Annotated in this window: 21 protein-coding genes and 3 pseudogenes; 9 read left to right on the forward strand and 15 right to left on the reverse strand. The window is 62.7% G+C overall.

Going from position 1 to position 23,411, the window contains the following annotated elements:
- Positions 1 to 477 precede the first annotated feature (477 nt).
- From ABLE85_RS20705 to ABLE85_RS20715, 3 genes and pseudogenes are all read left to right on the forward strand, one after another.
- Positions 478 to 663 (forward strand): annotated as a pseudogene (locus ABLE85_RS20705) (hypothetical protein); the annotation flags it as partial.
- 198 nt (positions 664 to 861) lie between these two features.
- Positions 862 to 1,122: a hypothetical protein gene (locus tag ABLE85_RS20710; protein ID WP_348794607.1), complete on the forward strand. Its 261-nt coding sequence runs from the start codon at positions 862 to 864 to the stop codon at positions 1,120 to 1,122.
- A 35-nt stretch (positions 1,123 to 1,157) separates the two neighbouring features.
- Positions 1,158 to 1,352 (forward strand): hypothetical protein, encoded by a 195-nt coding sequence (locus ABLE85_RS20715; RefSeq protein WP_348794608.1) that lies wholly within the window; start codon positions 1,158 to 1,160, stop codon positions 1,350 to 1,352.
- A 126-nt stretch (positions 1,353 to 1,478) separates the two neighbouring features.
- On the opposite strand, the gene ABLE85_RS20720 is transcribed toward ABLE85_RS20715, so the two are convergent.
- From ABLE85_RS20720 to ABLE85_RS20735, 4 genes are all read right to left on the reverse strand, one after another.
- Positions 1,479 to 1,913, reverse strand: a complete 435-nt coding sequence (locus ABLE85_RS20720) for a hypothetical protein (RefSeq protein ID WP_348794609.1) — start codon at positions 1,911 to 1,913, stop codon at positions 1,479 to 1,481.
- A gap of 546 nt (positions 1,914 to 2,459) precedes the next feature.
- Positions 2,460 to 3,209, reverse strand: a complete 750-nt coding sequence (locus ABLE85_RS20725) for a hypothetical protein (RefSeq protein ID WP_348794610.1) — start codon at positions 3,207 to 3,209, stop codon at positions 2,460 to 2,462.
- 206 nt (positions 3,210 to 3,415) lie between these two features.
- On the reverse strand, positions 3,416 to 4,057 hold the full coding sequence (locus ABLE85_RS20730; RefSeq protein ID WP_348794611.1) for a hypothetical protein: 642 nt from the start codon (positions 4,055 to 4,057) through the stop codon (positions 3,416 to 3,418).
- Entirely contained in the window at positions 4,051 to 4,695 is a 645-nt protein-coding gene (locus ABLE85_RS20735; RefSeq protein WP_348794612.1) for a hypothetical protein, read from the reverse strand. The genes ABLE85_RS20730 and ABLE85_RS20735 overlap by 7 nt, the downstream gene beginning before the upstream one ends.
- Before the next feature lie 193 nt (positions 4,696 to 4,888).
- On the opposite strand from ABLE85_RS20735, the pseudogene ABLE85_RS20740 reads away from it, so the two are divergent.
- From ABLE85_RS20740 to ABLE85_RS20755, 4 genes and pseudogenes are all read left to right on the forward strand, one after another.
- A pseudogene (locus tag ABLE85_RS20740) lies at positions 4,889 to 5,008 on the forward strand (transcriptional regulator); the annotation flags it as partial.
- A gap of 284 nt (positions 5,009 to 5,292) precedes the next feature.
- Positions 5,293 to 5,634, forward strand: coding sequence for a hypothetical protein (locus ABLE85_RS20745; RefSeq protein ID WP_348794613.1), 342 nt, complete (start codon positions 5,293 to 5,295; stop codon positions 5,632 to 5,634).
- 1,041 nt (positions 5,635 to 6,675) lie between these two features.
- Positions 6,676 to 7,572 (forward strand): annotated as a pseudogene (locus ABLE85_RS20750) (ATP-binding protein); the annotation flags it as partial.
- A 142-nt stretch (positions 7,573 to 7,714) separates the two neighbouring features.
- Positions 7,715 to 8,272 (forward strand): AAA family ATPase, encoded by a 558-nt coding sequence (locus tag ABLE85_RS20755; protein ID WP_348794614.1) that lies wholly within the window; start codon positions 7,715 to 7,717, stop codon positions 8,270 to 8,272.
- A 77-nt stretch (positions 8,273 to 8,349) separates the two neighbouring features.
- Here the strand turns inward: ABLE85_RS20755 and ABLE85_RS20760 are convergent, their stop codons facing one another.
- The 8 genes from ABLE85_RS20760 to dnaK form a co-directional block, all read right to left on the reverse strand.
- Positions 8,350 to 8,901 (reverse strand): transglutaminase-like cysteine peptidase, encoded by a 552-nt coding sequence (locus tag ABLE85_RS20760; protein WP_348794804.1) that lies wholly within the window; start codon positions 8,899 to 8,901, stop codon positions 8,350 to 8,352.
- Between the two features lie 333 nt (positions 8,902 to 9,234).
- Complete coding sequence (locus ABLE85_RS20765) at positions 9,235 to 10,512, reverse strand: polyhydroxyalkanoate depolymerase (protein ID WP_348794615.1); 1,278 nt, start codon at positions 10,510 to 10,512, stop codon at positions 9,235 to 9,237.
- A gap of 241 nt (positions 10,513 to 10,753) precedes the next feature.
- Positions 10,754 to 11,041, reverse strand: coding sequence for a DUF1330 domain-containing protein (locus tag ABLE85_RS20770; RefSeq protein ID WP_348794616.1), 288 nt, complete (start codon positions 11,039 to 11,041; stop codon positions 10,754 to 10,756).
- Between the two features lie 67 nt (positions 11,042 to 11,108).
- Positions 11,109 to 11,804: an orotidine-5'-phosphate decarboxylase gene (pyrF, locus tag ABLE85_RS20775; RefSeq protein WP_348794617.1), complete on the reverse strand. Its 696-nt coding sequence runs from the start codon at positions 11,802 to 11,804 to the stop codon at positions 11,109 to 11,111.
- A 2-nt stretch (positions 11,805 to 11,806) separates the two neighbouring features.
- Positions 11,807 to 12,403, reverse strand: coding sequence for an NAD(P)H-dependent oxidoreductase (locus ABLE85_RS20780; RefSeq protein ID WP_348794618.1), 597 nt, complete (start codon positions 12,401 to 12,403; stop codon positions 11,807 to 11,809).
- A gap of 58 nt (positions 12,404 to 12,461) precedes the next feature.
- Positions 12,462 to 13,070, reverse strand: coding sequence for a phospholipid N-methyltransferase PmtA (gene pmtA / locus ABLE85_RS20785; RefSeq protein WP_348794619.1), 609 nt, complete (start codon positions 13,068 to 13,070; stop codon positions 12,462 to 12,464).
- 111 nt (positions 13,071 to 13,181) lie between these two features.
- Positions 13,182 to 14,318, reverse strand: a complete 1,137-nt coding sequence (dnaJ, locus tag ABLE85_RS20790; RefSeq protein WP_348794620.1) for a molecular chaperone DnaJ — start codon at positions 14,316 to 14,318, stop codon at positions 13,182 to 13,184.
- Positions 14,319 to 14,515: 197 nt separating this feature from the next.
- Complete coding sequence (gene dnaK, locus ABLE85_RS20795) at positions 14,516 to 16,435, reverse strand: molecular chaperone DnaK (protein ID WP_348794621.1); 1,920 nt, start codon at positions 16,433 to 16,435, stop codon at positions 14,516 to 14,518.
- 210 nt (positions 16,436 to 16,645) lie between these two features.
- Here dnaK and ABLE85_RS20800 point away from each other — a divergent pair, with 210 nt between their 5' ends.
- Positions 16,646 to 17,749: a zinc metalloprotease HtpX gene (locus ABLE85_RS20800; protein ID WP_348794622.1), complete on the forward strand. Its 1,104-nt coding sequence runs from the start codon at positions 16,646 to 16,648 to the stop codon at positions 17,747 to 17,749.
- On the opposite strand, the gene ABLE85_RS20805 is transcribed toward ABLE85_RS20800, so the two are convergent.
- Complete coding sequence (locus ABLE85_RS20805) at positions 17,750 to 18,736, reverse strand: Gfo/Idh/MocA family oxidoreductase (protein ID WP_348794623.1); 987 nt, start codon at positions 18,734 to 18,736, stop codon at positions 17,750 to 17,752.
- Positions 18,737 to 18,867: 131 nt separating this feature from the next.
- On the opposite strand from ABLE85_RS20805, the gene ABLE85_RS20810 reads away from it, so the two are divergent.
- Positions 18,868 to 19,869, forward strand: coding sequence for an aldo/keto reductase (locus tag ABLE85_RS20810; RefSeq protein WP_348794624.1), 1,002 nt, complete (start codon positions 18,868 to 18,870; stop codon positions 19,867 to 19,869).
- Positions 19,870 to 19,881: 12 nt separating this feature from the next.
- On the opposite strand, the gene pheT is transcribed toward ABLE85_RS20810, so the two are convergent.
- Complete coding sequence (pheT, locus tag ABLE85_RS20815; protein WP_348794625.1) at positions 19,882 to 22,287, reverse strand: phenylalanine--tRNA ligase subunit beta; 2,406 nt, start codon at positions 22,285 to 22,287, stop codon at positions 19,882 to 19,884.
- Between the two features lie 22 nt (positions 22,288 to 22,309).
- Positions 22,310 to 23,407 (reverse strand): phenylalanine--tRNA ligase subunit alpha, encoded by a 1,098-nt coding sequence (gene pheS, locus ABLE85_RS20820; RefSeq protein ID WP_348794626.1) that lies wholly within the window; start codon positions 23,405 to 23,407, stop codon positions 22,310 to 22,312.
- Positions 23,408 to 23,411: the final 4 nt, after the last annotated feature.

Genomic DNA, 23,411 nt, shown 5'->3' on the forward strand with positions numbered 1-23,411 from the left:
TGAGACCAAAACCACGAAGGAGAAAAGCAGGACCTTGACCACCACCACCGAACCGAAACATACCTGAAAGGCGGGTCAATTCTCGGCGGAAATCCCGGGTCAGTTCCTGGCGGAAATCAACAGTCCGGCAAATCCATCTCCACGCAACGCCCTTCCCGGCGAACCCAGGCGTGCTTCTACCGGTGAGCCTGCTCGCTGTGCTCATGGGCGGCTATGGAATGTTGCCACGCCTCCTCATAACGTCCTTACTCATGCTCATGCGCGGCGCTGCGATGATGGCTGTCAGCCCTTCCCTGCTGATCTGTGGGGCTCTGGCACAGGACCCTTTGTTGCTTGTTGAAGTTAATCTCCAACGGGCCGCTGGGCCCTTGGCATTGGAGGAGGCTCATCATGGGTCGCGCCATTCTTCTCTGGCTTCTCGGCATTCCAATCCCGATCATCATCCTCATCCTGTTGTTCGTACGATAGGAGGCGAGGATGTCGCCTAGTGTTTCCTCCGGTGAAGTCATCACGCCGGTCTCGGGTGCAAGCGAATCCTCGGCGTCCGCTGTCCCATGGGGTCCAATCATTGCGGGCGCACTCGCGGCCGGCGCTACCACGCTGATCCTGATGTTGCTCGGGTCGGGACTGGGGCTCAGCGTCTTGTCGCCGTGGTCATCGCAAGGCGTGTCGGCCACCACACGGGGCGCTCCAGCCGAGGTTCCATACGGAATGAAAGCCCACCACGGGCGACCGGCCGCCTTCGTGCAGGGTATGGAGTGACGCTCTGGACCCCGCTCGTCTCCAGGTGCATGCTGGCTTTGTCGGCAACGGACGGCAATGCCGAACTCGGGGGACCAAGTGTGCCCGACGGAGGAGCCCATGCCCACCAGTCATCAATACCTTACTTCGCACGATCTCGCGATGATCCAGCGCGTGCTTGCCAAAGCTGGCTTCGGTTCGTCAAAGAGCGAGCCTGGAGTCGACCGTGAGGCTGCTCGCTATCTCATGAACCAGTTTCAAGACGGAATGACCGACGAAGCCGAATTGACGAGAGCACTGGATCATCACCTTTGGGAACGCCAGAACTGGCAGTCGACGCGGACTGGCCCCGTACCGGTACGAAGGGAGCATCGGCCCTAATGAAAAGAAGCCAGCCCCGGCGAACCGGAGCGGGCTTGACCCGTGTGCTATTTGCTAGACTGCTTGTGGGCTTCACTCGTGTGCCGGTGAGCCTGCTCGCTATGCTCGTGTGCTGCCTGGGAGTGTTGGCGCGCTTCCTCGTGTCGGCCCTGTTCATGCTCATGCGCGGCGCTGCGATGATGGTGAGCTGCCGCCGCGTGGTGTGCCGCAGCATTGTGATGGTGCTCTGACGAAGGATGATGTGGCATGGCGCATCCCTTTCCGAAACGCGGGTAGAGTAAAACCCGTCGCTTCAATAAGCGACGGGCCGACTCGTTCCTGAGTGCGATGGCTTAGGCATTAACGCGGATCATGCCTTACCAAGTTGATTTGTGGGACTTGTGGTGATGATGGCCTCCGCCGCCGGTAACCGGGATCGTGTTCCCGTTGCCATTGTTGTTGCCATTGTTCGAGCCTGAGTTGTTGTTGCCGTTGCCGCCGCCGTTATTGGAGCCGGAGTTGTTGTTCCCATTTCCATTTCCGTTGTTCGAGCCGGAGTTATGGGTTCCGTTTCCGTTCCCGTTGTTGGAGCCGGTATTGTTATTGCCGTTGGTATTTCCGTTATTCGAACCGGTATTGTTGTTACCGTTGTTGTTACCGTTGTTAGAACCGGTGTTGCCGTTGCCGTTGCCGTTGCCGTTGTTCGAGCCGCCAGTTTGGCTGCCATGATCTTTGTTGCCGGCAATGGCACCGTCAGCGGCGAAGCCGGCAATGGCGAGAAGAGTTACTGAGGCGAGGAGGAGCTTTTTCATGGCTGGTCCCTTTCTTTGGTGAGTAGATGCAAAATTTTGCCCCCCCCCGGAAACGAGAATTACTCTCGCAGCATGCAAGAGTTCATTATTGAACTGCGCAGATCAATTCAGGAGTTCCACCATGCTTCTCTTGGGTGAAGCCCGATTTGAGGAGGGCAGTTCGAGGGAAAAGCCTGACGGCGCGCATTCGACTTAGCCAAAGCGTCATTTTGAACAGCGTAATGGCCGGAGACAGCGAAGGCGGCAAATTTTGGACAAGCGCCAGTGAGAAAAAAAGGCCCGCCCCACTATCTGGGGCAGGCCTTCACCGACATGAAGATACTCACTCACAGGACCAGCTTAACCCTGGCAGAATCGGTGGTCACGTCGGGAGAATACGAGCTGAAGCAAGGAAATATTCCCGCCCAGAAGCCTGATGAGGGCAGACCAAGCAGCCTTTATCGTCCACGAACGCGAAATTGGGGCCAGAGGCCCCGGAAGTCGGAGCGCCCGTCAGTCTGAGCTTCAAATCAAGAAGGTGTTGGGCAAGTGTCATTCTGAATCTCCCTATGCGTAGTTTTCGATCAACGATTTCCGCTGTTGGATTGCGTACGCCATCTCATCTGAAGCCCCGACTAGGGCTTTCTCCACGTCCCTGATCGCATTTTCCCAGTAAGGTGCCATCGACGCGAGGGAGGCCCGAAGGGGACAGGCCAAGCAGCCCTCATCGTCGGCGAACTCGAAATCGGGGCCAGAGGCTCCGGAAGTCGGAGCGCCCGTCAATCTGAGCTTCAAATCAAGACATTTCGATATTGAGGTGTCTTCCGAACCCGCTCCGCATCCGCAGAGACTATGGCCCTCTGGATGCGGTCGAAGAACCGTCTTTTCCGTTAGAATCTCCAGAATCTCGCCAAAGCCCCCAATCGCTGCATCTTGGGTTACCTGTATTTCCGGAAGAAACATCTGTTTAAGCTCTTCGATCTGTTGCATTATTCGACGGCCGAGCGAACCGCCCAGTTTGTGTCCCAAGAGCGTCTCGCTTATGACCCAGGAAACAAAGGTTTTTTGGCTGCCGTCGAGGTCTGCCCTTCGTTCGATGTCGCGCGCCCTGGACGCCTTGGCTAACTTCTCATCTTGCATACGAAGAGCTTCGGCAGCCTTCATCTCGATGTAGCGTCGCGTCGTATCGGGATTGAAATGGCGATATTGAAACGTCAGAGCCGTCAAATTGGGAAACGCCCAGCGCCAGTGGTAAGTAACGCCGAAAAATTTTCTAAATTGGTGAGGAGTGAAATGCCACGAGCTTCCGTCGCTCATTAGCGGAACTCCTAGATAGTCCCTCACCATATCAAGATTTGCGCCGAGATCGAACTTGACCGGCGTGTTCCGTACCGGACACGCAAAGGCGTAAAGAAAGTCTCCGGGTTTTTGACCCAGTGCGCGAATCCGCTTAACAACAGAAACCGCTCGCACCACTGATTTCGGAACAGGGACGCGGTCCACTCGATCTAGATTTTTGACAATCAGACAGTTAAGCCAACTGTTTGAAGCACTGTCATTCTCGATGCAATCAATCTTGGTCGTCTGCAGCTCTTCGTCGCGCCGAGGCGAACGAATTTCTCTCCAGCGACGTCCCCGCGTTGATTTTTTTCAAGGACGAGTTGTCCGACTTGTATAGCCTCGATGACCTTCTGCACGCGTGGGACCAACTGCAGAAGACCTTTTCTAGCCCCCGCTTGCATGGACGTGTGGAACTCATTGAACCAAGCCGAGGACAAATCGGCGTTTGACCTGACACCCCGGTCTATCCGCCAGCGTATGAACGCCAGGTGTCTTCTGAAAGTGTCCTTGGCCGCGACTGCCGATTTATTCCAGCCAAGAGGTTTGGGGCGGAGTGAATAATATATCATCAGCTTAAGCGTAATGAGGTCCGACTCGAACTCTGGATCGAGAAGCGAACGGACATTTGGCCAAGGGCTGACCACTTGATCAAAATTGAATGTGACCTTCGCATTGATGTGGGTTGTGGGGTCGGCAGTTCTGATAACCCACGCGCTATCGCGCAACTCCCCTTCTACCAAGTAGGCCGGCTTAGTTAGCCCATCCATGATCTCATCGTGGAGAGAGAGCGTGACGGCATCGGACTTGTGCAGAATGTTCACCAAAGCACTGGCAACCCTAGCTCTCCTGCTTCAAGCCGCCTCTGCACATCTTTGCAGCAATCTCTGAATCGGAGCCGAAACCGGCTGGTTTCCAATCGTTCGCAATATCCTTCAACAATCGCCATCCATGGCATCCAGACGCGCATGAACCGGGAAGGGTTTAGATTCGCCATTGTGTCGAACTGCCTTCGCAAGGCCCGGCGAGCTAGATCGAGCGACACCATGTTTTTTTCCGACGGAGAAAAACTCTTCGCCGCATCGAGCAAGCCAAAACTGCGGCCGTCGTCTTTAGTCATTTCGCTGCATGCAACCTTAACAGCCGCGAACTCTAGCCCGTTTTCCAGTCCGAGCTGCGCGCGCCGAAACAGTTCTGCATCTGGCACTCCGAGCTCGCGAGCCGCGCTCTCAATGCCGACGACCGCAACTCCTTCCCAGGCATTTAAGAAATCCCTGATTTGATTATTCAGGAGCGCTCTTACTGCACCTTCGCTAAGGTACTGGAATGTTGTCGCCGTGTTGGAATGGCCGAGCAGTGCCTTCTGGATGACTGACTCTATATCGCCCGCGTCGCCCCTTGTGTTGGCTACCGCCTTCCTGATTATCGCCCTCGTAATAGGAAGACAGAGTTCTTCATCATCCAAGTCGCCTGGGATTTCCGCCCCGTGACGCCATTGGGTAAGAAAATCCGGTTGCTGAAAAGGGCCGAAGCGAGCGTCGGTGCTATGCGCGACCTTACGCGGAACTCGTCCATCGCTGTCCAATCCTGGATGTTGCCGCCAGTATGAGCAAAGCAGCGGCGCTGAAAGCCGCTCCCAACGAACACACGTACGGCCAACCCGTCTGCGCGACCTGACCGAAAGAGGCATTCTGGAAACTGCGCCCGCGTCGGACGGCTCCGCATATCGCGAGTATGTTTTGACGGAGAAAGGACGCGGTCTCTTTCTCGTCGTTGTGGACCTCATTTTATGCCCGACAAGCTCACGAAGCTCGGCAAGACAGTGTTCGGGGCTGGCAAATATCCGGTCGCAATCGATCCGGATGACACTCAGCATCTGCTTGTTCGCTTCGATCCACGGGTAGTCGAGCGACAGGAGTTTCGAGCGCGCTTGGATGGCCAGCGTGGCCTTGTCCATGGAACCCCGTAGCCGCCCGCGCCTCGGCACGCACGACACGAAATAGCGGCCTGCAACCGATTTGAGCGTCTCGGAGCGCAGTCCAGCTTCCGTGAAGGGTTCACGATGACGTCCGCCGACTTCCATCGGGAAATGATGCCGGAACCCGTTCCTCAGGCGTTCCTTCACAGCGGCACGTTCATAGGCATGAACTTCAGCAAAATGCCGGACCTGATCTTCGCCGTCTTCGCGCCGGAGGCGCTCGGCTCTGGTCTCGAACAGCGGACCGGGTGTGGAATTGGGAACGGTCCTTTTGCGGCACGCTTTTCGAGTTTCTGCCTCGGCTGCTCTCTGGGCGAGTTCCTGCGCTTCTCCATAGCGGGACAGGAACGTCGCCATGCCGTTCGAGGCGTCGTAGCGGCGCGCCCGGTCTTCGCGTGCGTCCGCGATGTCAACAATTGCATTTAGGCGAGAGGGTTCGCGAGATTTGGCTGGATTGCTATCCAGCCGCGCGGTCACGCGCGCGGGGCCTTTCGGCGTTTGACGATGGCAGCGGCACTATGCACTCTGGATACCTCTCGTTACAAAAACGCCCGAGGTCTTGCTGGACCGATGATGGGCATCTTTAATGCTGTGGGCAGGTCAGGCGAGCGTCAACGTCCAGGTACAATGATTCCGCAAGCGAAACGATCGGGCGACGATCTTCCCGTCGCGCGATCCAGAAGCGAAAAGCAGCGTGTGAGGCGTAGGCAATCGGCGTGTCTGGACTTCGAACCAAACCATGCCGTCACCTGAGCAAATTCGCGATGCCGAGCTCGGTCGACAAGGCAGCCGAAGGACTGTCGGTTTATGCCCCAAAGCGCGACACGGGGCCGACTGCCTCCGATGAGGCGGCCTTGCAAAATACCCGGATTCGAGAGGGATTTGGTGGTCACGCAATAATATTGCGCGTTTGCGATGCCCGTAGAGCGCTGCTTTTGCCCCGCCATGTGTATCAGGTCACGGGAAAATCGGCGCAACGGGGCTAAACGCGCGGTCGGTCCTGCCGAGCAAACGGTATCGTCCACCACCTATCGTGGGATATTGCTCCGGAACATCAAAATCGGCGCCATTGCATGGAAGAGGGCAGGCATGGCTTTAACGTCGGAGGAGTTCAGAAGCATTCAGGGCCCGTCAAGGCTGGAGCTGCAAACCCAGCTCTGCCATCGCCGCAGACTTGACCTGGTTCGCCAAGGAACATGCTGGGTCGTCTCAAGATGCCGATGAGCTGTATTCGATCCTCTGCCTGTCGAACGGCTTGGCGCCCTATCCCGAACGAAGAGCCCGAAATCCCAGGATGCCGGCCGATGATGCCGAGAAAGGACTGGGCTGCGGCGAAGGATAGCTACGGGGAAGGATCGCCTCTATACGACGGCGGCAGCCGGACGCGGGGCCGATCACCTCCGACAAGCAGTCTGTTTGACCTTCCCGACAGGCTCCGCCAGAGTCATGAAATTAATGTGACATACCATACTGATGGTCGGGCCGCCCGGCTCGGGCAAATCCATGCTGGCGCAGCGCCTGCCCTCCGTCCTGCCGCCGCTGGCACCGAAGGAGCTGCTGGAGGTGTCGATGATCGCCTCGATCGCCGGCGAGCTGGCGGGCGGCAAGCTGACCGACCGGCGGCCGTTCCGCGCGCCGCATCATTCGGCCTCCATGGCGGCCATGGTCGGCGGCGGCTTGCGGGTAAAGCCCGGCGAAGTCTCGCTCGCCCACAACGGCGTGCTGTTCCTCGACGAATTGCCCGAATTCACGCCACAGGTGCTGGATTCGCTGCGCCAGCCGATCGAGACCGGCGAATGCGTGATCGCGCGCGCCAACCACCGCGTCGCCTATCCCGCCCGCATCCAGCTGGTGGCGGCGATGAACCCGTGCCGGTGCGGCATGGCCGGCGAGCCCGGCTATCGCTGCGCGCGCGGGGTCCGCTGCCAGGCCGACTACCAGGCGCGCATTTCGGGGCCGCTGCTCGACCGCATCGACCTGCGCATCGAGGTGCCGGCGGTTTCGGCCAGCGACCTGATCCGGCCGGGCGCGGCTGAGACGAGCGCTGCCGTGGCGGCGCGGGTGGCCATGGCGCGCTCGATCCAGCAGGAGCGCTTCGCACGCAAAGGCGTCATGACCGGGCAGACCAATGCGCACTGCGCCACCGCGCTCATCGAGGAAATCGCCGCGCCCGACGCCGCCGGCCTGTCGCTGCTGCGCGACGCCAGCGAAAAGCTCGGCTTCTCGGCGCGCGCCTATCACCGGGTGCTGAAGGTCGCGCGCACGCTCGCCGATCTCGACGGCAGCGACACCGTCGGCCGCATCCATCTTGCGGAAGCGATTTCCTATCGGGTGGCGGGCGAGAGGATTGCCCAGGCGGCGTAGGGACAAGCGGAGTGAGGATGCCGACGGTTACCCACCGCCTCTGGGGGCGTTCAGGACCGGGACGGAGCGGCCGCTACGTATCGTGCTGGTGGCGGCCGCCTAGGCTAGAGGTCTGCGGTATCGGTTGTTTGTGGAGACGCGCGTGAACAGGTCTGCCCGGATAGTTCTCCTCAATGGAGTTGGCAGTGCGGGCAAGACCTCCATCGCGAAGGCGCTCCAGGCCATGACGGCAGAGCCCTTTCTGCACGTGCAGATGGATACCTTCATGGAAATGCTTCCCGAGGCCTATCAGGAGCATCCTGAAGGCTTTGCCTACGAAACCGTAGTGGAAGACGGGAAGCAGTTGGTCGTCATAAAGACCGGACCTGTCGGCGAGCGCGCGCTGCGTGGAATGCGACACGCCATCGCCGCCATGGCGGAACAGGGAAACGATCTGATCGTGGATGATGTTCTGCTGGGCGAGGCAAGACGGGAATATGAGAATCTTCTCTCTCGCTTCGAATTTTTCATCGTCGGCGTTTTCGCCCCGCTTGAAGTCCTGGAGGCCCGGGAACGGGAGCGCGAGGACCGCCTCATCGGACTGGCGCGATGGCAATTCGATCGCGTCCATAGGGACATGGTTTACGACCTCGAGGTCGATACAAGCGCCGCCTCGCCTCTGGAATGCGCTGAACTGATCAAGCAGAAATTCTGCCTCTAGCGCCGGTCCAAGCAAAAGAGGCCCGTCGGTGAATGACTGCCTGCGGGTGTTAAAGACACCCCCAGCCGTCCGGCCGGTTACTTCACAGCACCGACCAGCGGGGCCTGGCCTTCGCGGATAATCACCCAGTGGCCGGTGTGGTTACTCGCCTGCCGCTTCAGGAAGCGATAGCCGGTCTCGTCCCACGGCCGCACGGCGTCGGTCAGGTTGTCGAGGATGAAGTCGCCCCTGTCGGTGCGGACGGTCAGCACGGCGTGGCCCTCGCCGTCCGGCTTGCGCACCACCGTGATCAGCAGATCGGCCAGCGAAATGCCCTTGCGCATCAGCGCGCGGCGCTTTTCGAGCACATAGTCCTCACAGTCGCCGAAGCCGTTGTCGGGATAGGCCCAGAACTCTTCCTTGCCGTAGTTCTCGAGGTCGCTCATCGGCTTGACGGCCTGGTTGACGCCGACATTGACCGAGACGAGCAGTTTCCACAGTGCGCCGGACATGCGCACCGGGGCCTGGTCCTGCGGCCGGATGCTGCATTCGTCCGGGTTTGCCTGGCAGAAATCGTAATGACCGATGGGCTGCGAGGTCAGGCCGCCGGTGGCCATGGGCGCAGCCGCCAAGGCGGGGGCGCCGGCCATCAGTCCGCACAGAAAAGCTGCACGCCCAAGCGTGCGCAACGCTTTCGGAAAGGAGTTCATACCCCCGGCCCCGCCTACTCATGATTGTTAACAAAACGTTAAGAGCGGGGTGCGAGCGATGTCAATTATTGCCGATGACAGTTTACGGGGATGGTTAACGCCGGCAACGGAACGCGACGATTCTGCAACAGGTGCCGCCGACGCCTTACCTTGCGGCACCGGCCGGGCAATCGTGGCGTCGAGCGAGATGGCTTTTCCGCGCTCACTCGCTCCAAGCTTTTGTTTCTGGAGCATGATCTTGTCCGAAAAGTCTGCAACTTTTCGGGATCATGCCTAGGCCTTGCTCGTCCGCACTAGTCGCGGCTGCGGGCGCGCGCGGCTCTGGCGCCCGTGGCGGGCGATGAAATCGACGATGCGCGGCGCGATCTCGGCACGGAAGCGCGAGCCGTTGAACACGCCATAGTGTCCCACCGACGGCTGCACATAGTGCTGGCGCATGCTTTGCGGAATGCTGACGCACAGATCGTGCGCGGCCTCGGTCTGGCCGAGACCGGAAATGTCGTCCTTCTCGCCCTCGACCGTCAGCAGCGCCACATTGCGAATGACGCCCGGATCGACCAGCATGTCGCGGTGCCGCATCTGGCCCTTGGGCAGCAGATGGCGCACGAAGACAGTGTCCACGGTCTGCAGATAGAACTCGGCCGTCAGGTCCATCACCGCCAGATATTCGTCGTAGAAGTCGCGGTGCTTGTCGGCCCCGTCGCCGTCGTTCTTCACCAGATGCATGAAGAAGTCCTTGTGGGCGATGAGATGCCGGTCGAGGTTCATGCCCATGAAGCCGGAAAGCTGCAGGAAGCCCGGATAGACATCGCGCGAAAAACCGGGCGCGGGCCACGGAACCTGCATGATGACATGGTCGCGGAACCAGTCGATGCCCTTCTCCTCGGCCAGCAGGTTGACCGCGGTGGGGTTGCGCCTGGTGTCGATAGGACCGCCCATCAGGGTCATGCTCGACGGCGCGAAGCGATCGCCGCGCGCTTCCATGACCGCCACGGCCGCCAGCACCGGTACCGATGGCTGACAGACGGCCACGACATGCGTATCCGGCCCCAGCGCATGCAGCATGTCGATGACGTAGTCGACATAGTCGTCGAGATCGAACTTGCCTTCCGAAACCGGCACCATGCGCGCATCGGTCCAGTCGGTGATGTAGACCTCGGCATGCGGCAGCATCGCCTCCACCGTGCCGCGCAGCAGGGTGGCGTAGTGCCCCGACATCGGCGCCACGATCAGAAGCTTCGGGTCCGGGCGGCGGCCGGCGGGAAGATCCCGCCCGAAATGCAGAAGGTTGCAGAAGGGTCGCGACCACACGACCTTCTCCTCCACCGCCACGAGATTGCCGTCGACCGTCGTCTGCGGCAGCCCGAACGCCGGCTTGCCGTAGCGGCGCGTGGTGCGCTCGAACAACTCGGCCGCGGCGGCGATGGAGCGCCCCCATGGCGTGGAGGACAACGGATTGAGCGGGTTCGAGCAGAACAGCTTCACCGCGTCGGCATAGGCCCGAGCCGGCTGCAGCGCGGCGTGATTCATTTCATAGAATTGATAGAACATCGAAAACCTTATCCGGCCGCAGAACAGAGCCGGTCGAAAGCCCGTATCGCCGTGCAGCAGAATTAACCGAGAATTGCTGCAGCGCAATATCTCTCACTGCCCAAAATATGCGTCTATTTTGGTGCGAAACATTGAAAAAAAGGTGTCGGGAACGCGCCGATTCGTAGAAAGCGGCCGCGCCGTCCCGCATGGGCCCGGTTTCGGCGCCGGTTCGCGACCGGCGCCCTGAACGATCGGCGCGTCAGGCGCCTTCGACCAGCACGATCTCGCCGTCGGCGATTTTCTGGCGGATGGCCTTGGCGGCCTGGTATTCGGCCGAATTGTAGCAGTCGCGGGCGGCCTGCAGCGAAGGAAACTCGATCACCACGTTGCGGGCGCGGCCCGGGCCCTCGACCACCTCATGAGAGCCGCCGCGGGCGAGGAAATTGGCCCCGAAGCGCTCGAATGCCGGCTTGGCCGTGGCCACGTAGCCCTTGTATCCCTCCGGGTCGCGCACATCGACACGAGCGATCCAGTATCCCTTCGCCATCAGCCTTTTCCTCCACTCCGGGCAATGTTTGCGGGCCACCCGCTCCGGGCTTCGTGCCGGATGCGGGTCAGGCGGCCGCCATCTCGGCGAGAATAGCCTGCGCGGCAGCCCGCCTGTCAACCGCGCCGACGATGGGCCTGGCCACGACGAGGTGGCTGGAGCCGTTGCGCATGGCGTCGGCCGGCGTCACCACCCGCTTCTGGTCGCCGCGCTCGGCGCCGGCGGGGCGGATGCCGGGCGTCACCACCGCAAGCTCCGGACCGACGATCTTGCGCACCGCGCCCGCCTCGGCCGCCGAGCAGACGATGCCGCCCATGCCGGCGGCAAGCGCCTGTTCGGCCCGGCGCAGCACCAGCGTGTGCGGGTCGTATTCATAGCCAGCGTCGATCATGTCCTGCGCATCCATGGAAGTCAGCACCGTGACGGCGAGCAGGCAGAGATCGCTTCCCTTGGCGGCCTCGACCGCCGCGCGCATCGCCTTGGGATAGGCGTGCAGCGTCAGCATGGAAACGCCCATCTTGACGATGTTCTCCACGCCCTTGGCGACCGTGTTGTCGATGTCGAGCAGCTTCATGTCGAGGAACACCTTGGTGCCCCCGCTCGCCAGCTCGCGGGCGAAATCGAGCCCCCCGGCGAAGGCTAGCTGGTAGCCGATCTTGTAGAAGGAGGCGACACCGTCGAGCTCGCGCACCACGGTCTCCGCTTCCTTCACCGTGGGCACGTCGAGGCCGACGATCAGGCGATCGCGCATATTCACCGCCATGATCAGACCTCCACCCGCGTCGAGAGCAGGCTTGCGCGCTCTATCAAGGTGCGGGCGACGAGTTCCATTCTTTTGCGCAGTTGCTCGTCCCTGAACTGCCCGTATTCGTCGAATGCCTCACTGGCGCGCGACACCGAGCATTGCGGCGTTATGATTTCGACCTGGCAGTTCATCAGCACCGAGCGCAGGTGATAGAGCCCGCGCGCGCCGCCGAAACCGCCGTCGGAGGAGGAGCAAAGCGCCGCCACCTTGCCGGCATAAGGGTGGAAGGGCTTGCCGCCCTCCTTGTGGATGCGGCTGACCCAATCGATGGCGTTCTTGAGCAGCGGCGGGATCGAGGAATTGTATTCGGGGCTGGCGATGAGGAAGCCGTCATGCGCCGCGATCTGATGCCCTAGCTTGAAGACGTTCTCGGGGATGCCTTTTTCCTTTTCCAGGTCCTGATCCATGATCGGCAGCGGATAGTCGGCCAGCGAGATGCGGGTGACTTCGGCGCCTTGCAGCGCTAGCTCGCGCTCGGCGGCGTCGGCGGTCTTGCCGCTAAAGGCACCTGTGCGGATCGATCCGGCAAAGACGAGGATTCGGGCGGTCATCGGCATCTCCTGTTCGCTCCCGGGTATAGGCGAACCGGTGACCGAATCAACCGCCCGCCTCGACCTAGGCCCTGCCCACGCGCCGGTAGACCCAGAGCTGGGCCGGCGGGATATTGCGGATGACGAAGTCGAAATGCTCGACCGTATATTCGCCGCGGCGCGCGGGCACCGGCGAAAGCGGCCCGTAGGTGATCTGGATGACCGGCCGGCCAACGGGCAAGCGGTCGAGCAGACCGTTGATGTATTCCACCCGCTTGCTGGTCGGGAAGTTGAGCAGCGGCACCGCGGAAATGGCGCAGTCGAATTTCAGGCCTGCATGCTCGCCAAGCGTGCGATCGAGGTTGAAGGCATCGCCCTGGATGACGTTCACGCCCGGAAAGGCGTGGCACATATGCTCCACGAACTCCCGGGAATATTCCACGGCGTAAAGCTTTTCCGGAGCCACGCCCCGCGCCAGGATGGCGCGGGTAACGACGCCGGTACCCGGCCCCAGCTCGAGAACCGGCAGGCCTGAGGCCGAATTGACCACAGAAGCCATGCGCCGGGCCGTAATGGAACTCGTCGGGATAATGGCGCCGACAGCCTTCGGCCTGTCCATCCATCCCTTGAAGAAGCGCAACTCGTCGTCGAACTTGATTGCGAGCGATTTGCGCAAACTAGAACCACTTGCCATCGGCGTCGTCTCCTGCGATTCGCCCCCGCAGCGCCTTACGTAGCGTCAGCGACATTGCCGACGCAAGGCAAAATAGGGTCCCTCGTCACGAAACCAACAGCGCGTGTTTCATCATTCTCCGAAGGATTCGAAGAAATCCTTCATGCGCGCGAAAAATCCGCTCGACTGCGGGCTGTTCTCCTTCGACGACAGCTGCTCGAACTCCTCAAGGAGCTCGCGCTGGCGCTTGGTGAGGCTCTGCGGCGTCTCGACCACCGTCTGGATGTAGAGATCGCCCACGGTGGACTGGCGCAGCACCGGCATGCCCTTGCCCTTGAGGCGGAACTGGCGGCCGTTCTGGGTGCCTTCCGGCACCTTCACCCGCGTCTGCGTGCCGTCGAGCGTCGCCACCTCGAAGGACCCGCCGAGGGCGGCGGTGGTCATCGAGATCGGCACCTTGCAGTAGAGGTCGGCGCCGTCGCGCTGGAAGAACTCGTGCGGCTTGACCGACAGGAAGATGTAGAGGTCGCCCGGAGGGCCGCCGCGCAGGCCAGCCTCGCCCTCATTGGCAAGCCTGATGCGCGTGCCGTCCTCGATGCCGGCAGGAATGTTGACCGACAGCGAGCGCTCCTCGGTGACACGGCCCTGGCCGGCGCACTTGCCGCACGGATCCTTGATCATGGTGCCGCGGCCCTGGCACTGCGGACAGGTGCGCTCGATGGAGAAGAAGCCCTGGCTCGCGCGCACGCGGCCGGAGCCGGAACACATGGAGCAGGTGACCGGCTGCGTGCCGGGCTTGGCGCCCGAGCCGGAGCATTCGGTGCACGAGACGGAGGCCGGCACGTGGATCTGCGCGGTCTTGCCCGAAAAGGCCTCCTCGAGCGTGATTTCCATGTTGTAGCGCAGATCGGCGCCGCGCTCGCGACCGCCAGAGGAGCGACGGCGGCCGCCGCCCATCATCTCGCCGAAGATGTCTTCGAAGATGTCGGAGAAACCGCCAGCGCCGAAGCCGTTCGCGAATCCGTTTCCGCCGCCCATGCCGCCGTTCTCGAAGGCGGCGTGGCCGAAACGATCATAGGCCGCGCGCTTCTGCGGGTCCTTCAGGCACTCATAGGCCTCGTTGATTTCCTTGAACTTGTGCTCGCAGGCATCATCACCCGGATTGCGATCGGGGTGGAACTGCATCGCCAGCTTGCGAAAGGCGCTCTTCAGCTCCTTCTCGTCCGCGCCCCTGTCGACGCCCAGCGTTTCGTAGAAATCCGCTTTCATCTTCTTCCGCGACCCGGATGGTCAATGTCTTGATGCATCGTTTCGTCCGTCATCTTCGGCGCTGAGATTCCGATTTAGTAAGCCTTGCGCGCCGATACCAGAGTTACAGTGCTTCGCAGCGTGGATTTTTCGGTTCAGTTGCAAAAAGGCCCGGCGAAACCGCGCCGGGCCCCTTTGTCAGACTTGGGTCGCGCCCATCAGGCGGACTTCTTCTTGTCGTCGTCTTCGTTGATTTCCTCGAAATCAGCGTCGACGACATCGGCGCCGTCCTTGGCCGCATCGGCGGCGGCGTCAGACTCGGCCGCTTCCTTCTGCGAAGCCTCGTACATGGCCTGGCCGAGCTTCATCGACACTTCGGCAAGCGCCTGGCTCTTGGCGTTGATAGCCTCGACGTCGTCGCCTTCGGCGGCCGTCTTCAGAGCGGCGATCGCGTCCGAAATCGCGGTGCGGTCGGCCTCCGAAACCTTGTCGCCGTAGTCCTTGAGCGACTTCTCCGACGAATGCGCCAGGGCCTCGGCCTGGTTGCGGGCCTCGACCAGCGCGCGGCGCTTCTTGTCGGCCTCGGCATTGGCCTCGGCGTCCTTGACCATCTTCTCGATGTCGGTGTCGCTGAGGCCGCCCGAAGCCTGGATGCGGATCTGGTGCTCCTTGCCGGTGCCCTTGTCCTTGGCCGAGACGTTGACGATGCCGTTGGCGTCGATGTCGAAGGTGACCTCGATCTGCGGCACGCCGCGCGGCGCCGGCGGGATGCCGACCAGGTCGAACTGGCCGAGCATCTTGTTGTCGGCTGCCATTTCGCGCTCGCCCTGGAAGACGCGGATGGTCACGGCGGACTGCGAATCCTCGGCGGTCGAGAAGGTCTGGCTCTTCTTGGTCGGGATCGTGGTGTTGCGCTCGATGAGGCGCGTGAACACGCCGCCCAGCGTCTCGATGCCCAGCGACAGCGGGGTCACGTCGAGCAGCAGCACGTCCTTGACGTCGCCCTGCAGAACGCCGGCCTGGATGGCCGCGCCGATGGCGACGACCTCATCCGGGTTGACGCCCTTGTGCGGCTCCTTGCCGAAGAACTGCTTCACGACTTCCTGCACCTTCGGCATGCGGGTCATGCCGCCGACCAGGACCACCTCGTCGATCTCGGCGGCCTTCAGGCCGGCATCCTTGAGGGCGGCCTTGCAGGGCTCGATGGTGCGCTGCACGAGATCCTCCACGAGGCTCTCGAACTTGGCCCGCGTGAGCTTCATGGTCAGGTGCTTGGGGCCGGTCTGATCGGCCGTGATGAAGGGCAGGTTGATTTCCGTCTGCGAGGCCGAGGACAGCTCGATCTTGGCCTTTTCCGCAGCCTCCTTGAGGCGCTGGAGGGCCAGCTTGTCGCCGCGCAGGTCGATGCCCTGCTCCTTCTTGAACTCGTCGGCCAGATATTCGACCAGGCGCATGTCGAAGTCCTCGCCGCCGAGGAAGGTGTCGCCATTGGTCGACTTCACCTCGAATACGCCGTCGCCGATTTCCAGCACGGAAATATCGAAGGTGCCGCCGCCAAGGTCATAGACGGCGATGGTCTTGCCCTCGCGCTTGTCGAGGCCGTAGGCCAGCGCGGCAGCGGTCGGCTCGTTGATGATGCGCAGCACCTCGAGACCGGCGATGCGGCCGGCGTCTTTGGTGGCCTGGCGCTGGGCATCGTTGAAATAGGCCGGAACGGTGATGACCGCCTTCTCGACCTTCTCGCCGAGATAGGCTTCCGCCGTTTCCTTCATCTTCTGCAGGATCATCGCCGAAATCTGCGAAGGCGACCACTTCTTGCCGCCGCCTTCGACCCAGGCGTCGCCATTGTCGCCGCGCACGATGTGGTACGGGACAAGCTTCTTGTCCTTCTCGGTGATCGGGTCGTCATAGCGGCGGCCGATCAGGCGCTTGACCGCAAAAATGGTGTTTTCGGGATTCGTCACCGCCTGGCGCTTGGCCGGCTGGCCGACGAGTCGCTCGTCGCTGTCGGTGAAGGCGACAATGGAAGGGGTCGTGCGCGCGCCTTCCGCGTTTTCAATGACCTTGGCGTCCTTGCCATCCATGACGGCGACGCAGGAATTCGTCGTTCCGAGGTCGATACCAATTACTTTTGCCATTTCGTTCTCTCCACTTAGCAAGCTGCCAGGACCCATCAGGCGTTCCGACGGCAGCCCCTTGGTTCACAAGAAATTTCGCCCGACAGCCTGCGACTGCGGCGGTTCCGGCGATCATGGGCGTATATAAGAACAGGTATCAGACTGCGCAAGCGCCGACGAAGCGGCTTGCAAAGCATTGGGCAAATCCGCAGGCCGCACCATATTTTCCATATGAACCGCGATTATACGATCGATCTGTTCGCGCAGCGCCGCAAGCGCATGGCCAATATGCTGCACACCTGGATGCTGGGAGCCGCCGCGCTGTTCCTGCTGGCGATCACCGCCTGGGCCTTCGGAGGGCCGTCGGGCATGATCTTCGCACTCATCTTCGGCGTGGTCTCCATGGCGGCGATCCGCCGGGTCAGCCCGCAGATGGTGCTTGCCATGTACAAGGCCAAACCCGTGTCGCCCGAGACATTTCCGACGGGCCTGCGCATCGTCGCCGAATTGTCGCGCCGTGCGGGCCTGCCGCGCGTCCCGAGGCTGCACGTCATCCCTTCGCGGATGATGAACGCCTTCGCGGTCGGGCAGCGCGAGGATTCGGCCATTGCGATCACCGAGGCCCTGGCACGCAACCTGTCGGCGCGCGAGCTTGCCGGCGTGCTGGCCCACGAGATGAGCCATATCGCCAATGAGGACGTGAAGGTGATGGCCTTTGCCGACATGGTATCGCGCTTCACCTCGGTGATGTCGACGGTCGGGCTGTTTTCGCTGTTCCTCAACATCGGCGGGTTCTTCGGCGGCGCGGGCCACCCGATACCCTGGCTCGGCGTGCTCGTTCTGCTTGCCGCCCCCACTATCGGCGGGCTCCTGCAGATGGCGTTGTCGCGCACCCGCGAGTTCGACGCGGATCTGGGGGCCACCATGCTGACCGGCGACCCCGACGGGCTGGCCTCGGCGCTGACAAAGCTCGAAACGGCGCAAGGCCGGCGCTGGGAGAACCTCTTCTTCCCGAGCGGGCGCATCCCCGACCCTTCGGTGCTGCGTTCGCACCCCAGAACCGAGGACCGCATCGCCCGGCTGATGGCGCTGAAGGCGACCAATGCCACCAGCGATGTGCCTTTCATCCCCTTCGACGGTGCGCCGCCCCGGATGCGAGCCCCGAGCGTTCCGCATATCAAGCCTTCGAGCGGCCGTTATTTCGGCGGACCGGGCAGTTTTCCGGCCCTGTTCGCGGTAGAGACAGCGAACGACGCCCCGGCCTGCGCGGCGCCGCTCAACCCGCCGCGGGATGGCCCGCGCATCCGGATCCTGCGCGGCGGCGTCTATTGGTGATCAGACCGGTTCCCAGCCGTCGCGTTCGCCGGCGCGGAAGATCGCGTCGATGACCCTCTGGTTCAGGATCGAATCCTCCAGCGAAAACACCGGCTCGCCGCTGCCTTGCGCGGCACGGGCGAAAGCCTCGACCTGCAGCCGGTATTGGCGCGTGCCGGGGAAGCGGAACACGGTCGCCTCCATGCGCTTCTGATTGTGAAGCTCGACGCGGTGGTGGTCATAGTCACCGGCGTTGAAGGGGGCATGCACCTCGATGAAGCCCATCTCGCCGTGAAAGACCATGAACTGGCGCAGCGCCATCTGGGTGGAGCAATAGAAACTCAGATCGAAATCGCCGAAATCGGCCTTGACCGAGGAATAGATGTCGGTGCCGAAGGTCTTGTCGCGCTCGATGGTTGCTTGGATGCGCAAAGGCTCCCTGGCCGTGACCAGCCGCGTCGTCACCGTCGGATAGACGCCGATGTCGGGCAGCGCGCCGCCGCCCAGCGAAAGCTGGTTGCGCATGTTGCCGGGGTCGACGTTGAAATAGCTGAAGGCGCCCTGGACATGACGCAGCCGGCCAATGGCGCCGTCGGCGATCAGCTCGCGCACCTTGATCCACTGCGGGTGGTAGGACACCATGAAGGCTTCGCTGATCAGCACCTTTTTCCGGTCGCGGATTTCGATCAGCGGGGCGATGTCCTCGGCCTTCAGCGCCAGCGGCTTTTCCACCAGAACATGCTTTCCCGCCTCGGCCGCTTTCGCCGCCCATTCGACATGCTGCGAGGTGGGCAGCGGAATATAAACGCCGTCCACCGCATCGGAAGCCAGAAGCTCCTCGTAGGAGCCGAAGGCATGCGGCGCGCCGAAACGGTCGGCGAGCGCACGGGCCTTGCCCGCATCGCGACTGGCAATGGCCGCGACCACGCCGTTGTCGGCATCTGCGATCGCCGGCAGAACCTGGTCGCGCGCGATCTTGGCCGTCGAAAGAACACCCCAGCGAAACATCGTGCCATCCCCTCCAGATCGTGACGACACCAAGGTTTGCCCGAAAAGGCCGGTTGTGCCAAGGTCGTGGCAGGCGCACCCTCGTCACCGGGCGTTCGCCAGCCGGCACGCTACGACAAGGAAATGGCCATATGAACGCACGCAAGCTTGGAACCGAACTCACCGTCTTTCCCGTGGGGCTCGGCTGCATGTCGATGAGCCATGGCTATGGTTATGGCGGTCAGGACGAGGGCGAGGCGATCAGGACGCTTCACCGGGCCGTCGAACTCGGGGTGAATTTCTTTGATACGGCGGAGGTCTATGGCCCCTTCAACAATGAAATCCTCGTCGGCAAGGGGCTGCGGCCGCTGCGGGACAAGGTGAACATCGCCACCAAGTTCGGCTTCAACGTGGTCGAGACGCCGGAGGGACCCAAGCAGATGCCCGGCCTCAACAGCAAGCCCGGCCATGCGCGCGCGGTCGCGGAGGGGTCATTGAAACGGCTCGGCATCGAGGTGATCGACCTCTTCTATCAGCACCGCGTCGATCCCGACGTGCCGATCGAGGAGACGGTGGGCGAGATGGCCGAGCTGGTGCGCGAGGGCAAGGTGCGGGCGATCGGCCTGTCGGAGGTCAGCGTCGCCACGCTGCGCAAGGCGCACGCCGTGCATCCCATCGCCGCCGTGCAGAGCGAGTATTCGCTTTGGGCCCGCGATCCCGAAGCGGGGATGCTGGCGGTGTGCCGGGAGTTCGGCGTCGGCTTCGTGCCGTTCAGCCCGCTGGGGCGCGGCTTTCTGGCGGGAGCGATAAAGTCGGCGGACCAGCTTGGCGAAAGCGACTTCCGCCGCGGCCTGCCGCGCTTCGAGGCCGAGAACATCGAAAGGAATTTGGCGGCGGTGGCCCGGCTGGAAAAGCTTGCCGCCGGCAAGGGCGTCAGCGCGGCGCAACTGGCGCTGGCATGGGTGCTCGCACAGGGCGATTTCATCGTGCCGATCCCCGGCTCGCGCAAGGTCGGCAATCTGGAGCAGAACGTCGCCGCCGCCGGCATCGTGCTGGCCTCGGCCGAACTTGCCGAAATCGGCAACCTGATCACGCCGGACCAGATTGCCGGGGCGCGCTATGGCGAAGCCGCCATGGCGCAGACCAATCGCTAGGGCGGGGCGGTTTTAGCTGCGCAGGACGCCGCCGGTCTGCTTCTTGACGTTCTCGACGATCTTGCCGGCCAGGGCTTCGAAATCCTCGTCGGTGAGCGTGCGCTCGACTGGCTGGATCGAAACCTCGATGGCGATCGACTTCTTGCCCTCGCCGAGCGAAGCGCCCTCGAACACGTCGAAGACCGAAACGCCGGTGATCAGCTTCTTGTCGGCGCCGGCCGCCGCACGCGTCAGCGTACCGGCCTCCACCGACTTGTCGACCACGAAGGCGAAATCGCGCTTTACCGCCTGGAAGGCCGAAAGCTCGAGCTTCGGCTTGGTGCGGGTGGGCTTGGCCTTCGGCTCGGGGATGGCGTCGATGAACACTTCGAAGCCGGCCACCGGGCCGGAAACGTCGAGCGCTTCCAGCGTCCTCGGGTGGAACTCGCCAAAAGTGCCGAGCACGGTCTTGGGCCCGAGTTTTATCACACCCGAGCGGCCCGGATGGTACCACGAGGGCGCACCCGCCTCGATCTGCAGCCTGTCCACGGGAGCACCGGCGGCCTCAAGTGCCGCAAGCGCGTCGGCCTTGGCGTCGAACACGCCGACCGAACCGGCATTGCCCGCCCAGCTGCGGCCAGCGCCGTCCAGCTTGGCGGTGCCGCGGCGAACGCCGGCGGCAACGCGACGCTGGGCCTCGGGCGTGTCGCCCTCATAGGTGCCCGAAACCTCGAACAGCGCGACATCGCCAAGCCCGCGATCGGCATTGCGCTGCGCGGCCGTCAGCAGGCCCGGCAGCAGCGAGGGGCGCATGTCGGACATGTCTGCCGCAATGGGGTTGGCGAGCTTCAGCTCCGGCTTGCCGCCGCCGAACAACTCGGCCTGCTTGGCCGAGATGAACGACCAGGTGACGGCCTCCATCATGCCGCGCACGGCAAGCGCGCGCCGGGTCGAACGGCTGCGGATCTGCAGCGTGGTGAGGATCTTGCCGTTGACCGCATCGTGGCTGCCGAGCGGCTGCGGCGCGATCTCGTCGACGCCATGGATGCGCATGACCTCTTCCACCAGGTCGGCCTTGCCGTCGACATCCGGACGCCAGGACGGCACCTCGACATCGACCACATCGCCATTGCCGAGCGGCTTGAAGCCGAGCCGGGTGAGGATCGACAGGCTTTCGTCCTTGGGAACCTCGATGCCGGTCAGGCGCTTCACCTCGGACAGGGGGAAAGACACGATCTTCGGCTTGTGGCTGGCATAGCCGACGACCTCAGCCTCCGTCGGCTCGCCGCCGCAGAGGTCGAGCACCATGCGGGTGGCAAGCTCCAGACCGGGGACCATGAATTCGGGATCCACGCCGCGCTCGAAGCGGTAGCGCGCATCCGTGATGATGCCGAGATGACGGCCGGTGCGGGCGACGTTGAGCGGCGCCCACAGAGCGGACTCGATCAGCACGTCGGTGGTGTTCTCGTCGCAGCCCGAATGCTCGCCGCCCATGATGCCGGCGATCGACTCGACGCCTTCGGCATCGGCGATCACGCACATCTCGGACGTCAGCTCATATTCGCGGCCGTCGAGCGCCAGCACCTTCTCACCATCCCTGGCGCGGCGCACGGTCAGATTGCCGGCGACCTTCTTGGCGTCGAACACATGCAGCGGCCGGCCGCGGTCGAAGGTCATGTAGTTGGTGATGTCGACCAGCGCGTTGATGGGGCGCAGGCCGATAGCGATAAGCCGCTGCTGCATCCACTTGGGCGACGGGCCGTTCTTCACGCCGCGAACGAGGCGAAGCGCGAAGCCAGGGCAGAGTTCCGGCGCCTCGATGGTTAGCTTCACCGGCGTCTCGCCCTTGCCGGCAACGGCGGCCACCGCGCCGTCCTTCAGCTTGCCAAGGCCGGAAGCAGCGAGATCGCGGGCAATGCCATAGACCGAGGTCGCGTCGGGCCGGTTCGGCGTCAGGTTGATCTCGATCAGCGGATCGTCGAGCTTGGCGTAGGCCGCATAGGACGTGCCGACCGGCGCATCCTCAGGCAGCTCGATGATACCGTTGTGCTCATCCGACAGCTCAAGTTCGCGCTCGGAGCACATCATGCCGTGGCTCTCGACGCCGCGGATCTTGCCGATCGACAAGGTGACATCGATGCCGGGCACATAGGTGCCGGGGGCCGCGAAGGCGCCGATCAGGCCGGCGCGTGCATTCGGCGCACCGCAGACGACCTGGATGGGCGCACCCGCGCCGGTGTCGACCGAGAGCACCTGCAGCTTGTCGGCGTCGGGGTGGCGCGCGGCCGTCAGCACCTTGGCGATGACGAAGGGCTTTAGCGCCGCCTTGTCGTCGACGGCTTCGACTTCGAGGCCGATCGAGGTCAGACGCTCGACGATCTCTTCGAGCGTCGCGTCGGTCTCGAGATGGTCCTTCAGCCAGGAGAGTGTGAACTTCATTTTTCTATCCCTTGCCGCTCGATCAGTTGCTCAGTCCGCCGAACAAAGTCGGCATGTCGAGCGGACGGAATCCGTAATGGGCAAGCCAGCGCACATCGGCGTCGAAGAAGGCGCGCAGGTCCGGCATGCCGTATTTCAGCATGGCGATGCGGTCGATGCCCATGCCCCAGGCAAAGCCTTGGTATTCGTCGGGGTCGAGCCCGCCGGCGCGCAGCACATTCGGGTGCACCATGCCGCAGCCGAGGATCTCCATCCAGTCGTTGCCCTCGCCGAAGCGCACTTCGCCCGGCCGCGAGCGGTCGCACTGGATGTCGACTTCCAGGCTCGGTTCCGTGAACGGAAAGAAGCTCGGACGGAAGCGCATCTTTACCGACGGCACCTCGAAGAACGCCTTGCAGAACTCCTCCAGCACCCACTTCATGTTGGCGACATTCGCCGTCTTGTCGATGACCAGTCCCTCGACCTGATGGAACATCGGCGAGTGGGTGGCGTCCGAATCCTGGCGGTAGGTCTTGCCGGGGATGACGATGCGGATCGGCGGCTTCTGCGTCTCCATGGTGCGGATCTGCACCGGCGAGGTGTGCGTGCGCAGCACCTTGCGCTCGCCCTTCTCATCCGGATTGAAGAAGAAGGTGTCGTGCATCTCGCGCGCCGGATGGCCTTCCGGGAAATTCAGCGCGGTGAAGTTGTAGTAGTCGGTCTCGACGTCCGGGCCTTCGGCGATCGAGAAGCCGAGGTCGCCGAAGATCGCGGCGATCTCGTCGATGACCTGGCTGATGGGATGAATGCGGCCGCGCTCGGCCGGCGACTGGCGAACGGGCAGCGTGACGTCGACCTTCTCGGCGGCAAGGCGCGCGGCGATCGCGGCGTCCTTCAGCTCGCTCTTACGGGCGGTCAGCGCCTCGGTAACGCGGTTCTTCAGGCCGTTGATGACGGGCCCCATGGTCTGGCGCTCTTCCGGGCTCATCGCGCCGAGCGTCTTCAGCTTTTCGGAGATCGAGCCCTTCTTGCCCAGAGCCGCCACACGCACGGCCTCGATGGCCTGCTCGTCGGAGGCCGCGGCGATTTCAGCGAGGAGAGAGGCTTCGAGCAATCCTAGATCGTGGTTGCTTGCGTTCATGACG

Origin of the sequence: Mesorhizobium sp. KR1-2, assembly GCF_040045035.1 — a bacterium.
In the GTDB taxonomy this organism is placed as follows: Bacteria; Pseudomonadota; Alphaproteobacteria; order Rhizobiales; family Rhizobiaceae; genus Pseudaminobacter.

What these genes read in the sequence shown, in the direction of transcription:
- ABLE85_RS20720 (WP_348794609.1), bottom strand. Translation starts at nt 1,913, where the DNA reads ATGAAAAAGCTCCTCCTCGCCTCAGTAACTCTTCTCGCCATTGCCGGC.
- ABLE85_RS20760 (WP_348794804.1), bottom strand. Translation starts at nt 8,901, where the DNA reads ATGGCCGGCGCCCCCGCCTTGGCGGCTGCGCCCATGGCCACCGGCGGC.
- ABLE85_RS20710 (WP_348794607.1), top strand. Translation starts at nt 862, where the DNA reads ATGCCCACCAGTCATCAATACCTTACTTCGCACGATCTCGCGATGATC.
- dnaK (WP_348794621.1), bottom strand. Translation starts at nt 16,435, where the DNA reads ATGGCAAAAGTAATTGGTATCGACCTCGGAACGACGAATTCCTGCGTC.
- ABLE85_RS20800 (WP_348794622.1), top strand. Translation starts at nt 16,646, where the DNA reads ATGAACCGCGATTATACGATCGATCTGTTCGCGCAGCGCCGCAAGCGC.
- pmtA (WP_348794619.1), bottom strand. Translation starts at nt 13,070, where the DNA reads ATGGCAAGTGGTTCTAGTTTGCGCAAATCGCTCGCAATCAAGTTCGAC.
- pyrF (WP_348794617.1), bottom strand. Translation starts at nt 11,804, where the DNA reads ATGGCGGTGAATATGCGCGATCGCCTGATCGTCGGCCTCGACGTGCCC.
- ABLE85_RS20725 (WP_348794610.1), bottom strand. Translation starts at nt 3,209, where the DNA reads ATGAGCGACGGAAGCTCGTGGCATTTCACTCCTCACCAATTTAGAAAA.
- ABLE85_RS20765 (WP_348794615.1), bottom strand. Translation starts at nt 10,512, where the DNA reads ATGTTCTATCAATTCTATGAAATGAATCACGCCGCGCTGCAGCCGGCT.
- ABLE85_RS20770 (WP_348794616.1), bottom strand. Translation starts at nt 11,041, where the DNA reads ATGGCGAAGGGATACTGGATCGCTCGTGTCGATGTGCGCGACCCGGAG.
- pheT (WP_348794625.1), bottom strand. Translation starts at nt 22,287, where the DNA reads ATGAAGTTCACACTCTCCTGGCTGAAGGACCATCTCGAGACCGACGCG.
- ABLE85_RS20810 (WP_348794624.1), top strand. Translation starts at nt 18,868, where the DNA reads ATGAACGCACGCAAGCTTGGAACCGAACTCACCGTCTTTCCCGTGGGG.
- dnaJ (WP_348794620.1), bottom strand. Translation starts at nt 14,318, where the DNA reads ATGAAAGCGGATTTCTACGAAACGCTGGGCGTCGACAGGGGCGCGGAC.
- ABLE85_RS20780 (WP_348794618.1), bottom strand. Translation starts at nt 12,403, where the DNA reads ATGCCGATGACCGCCCGAATCCTCGTCTTTGCCGGATCGATCCGCACA.
- ABLE85_RS20745 (WP_348794613.1), top strand. Translation starts at nt 5,293, where the DNA reads ATGACGTCCGCCGACTTCCATCGGGAAATGATGCCGGAACCCGTTCCT.
- ABLE85_RS20805 (WP_348794623.1), bottom strand. Translation starts at nt 18,736, where the DNA reads ATGTTTCGCTGGGGTGTTCTTTCGACGGCCAAGATCGCGCGCGACCAG.
- pheS (WP_348794626.1), bottom strand. Translation starts at nt 23,407, where the DNA reads ATGAACGCAAGCAACCACGATCTAGGATTGCTCGAAGCCTCTCTCCTC.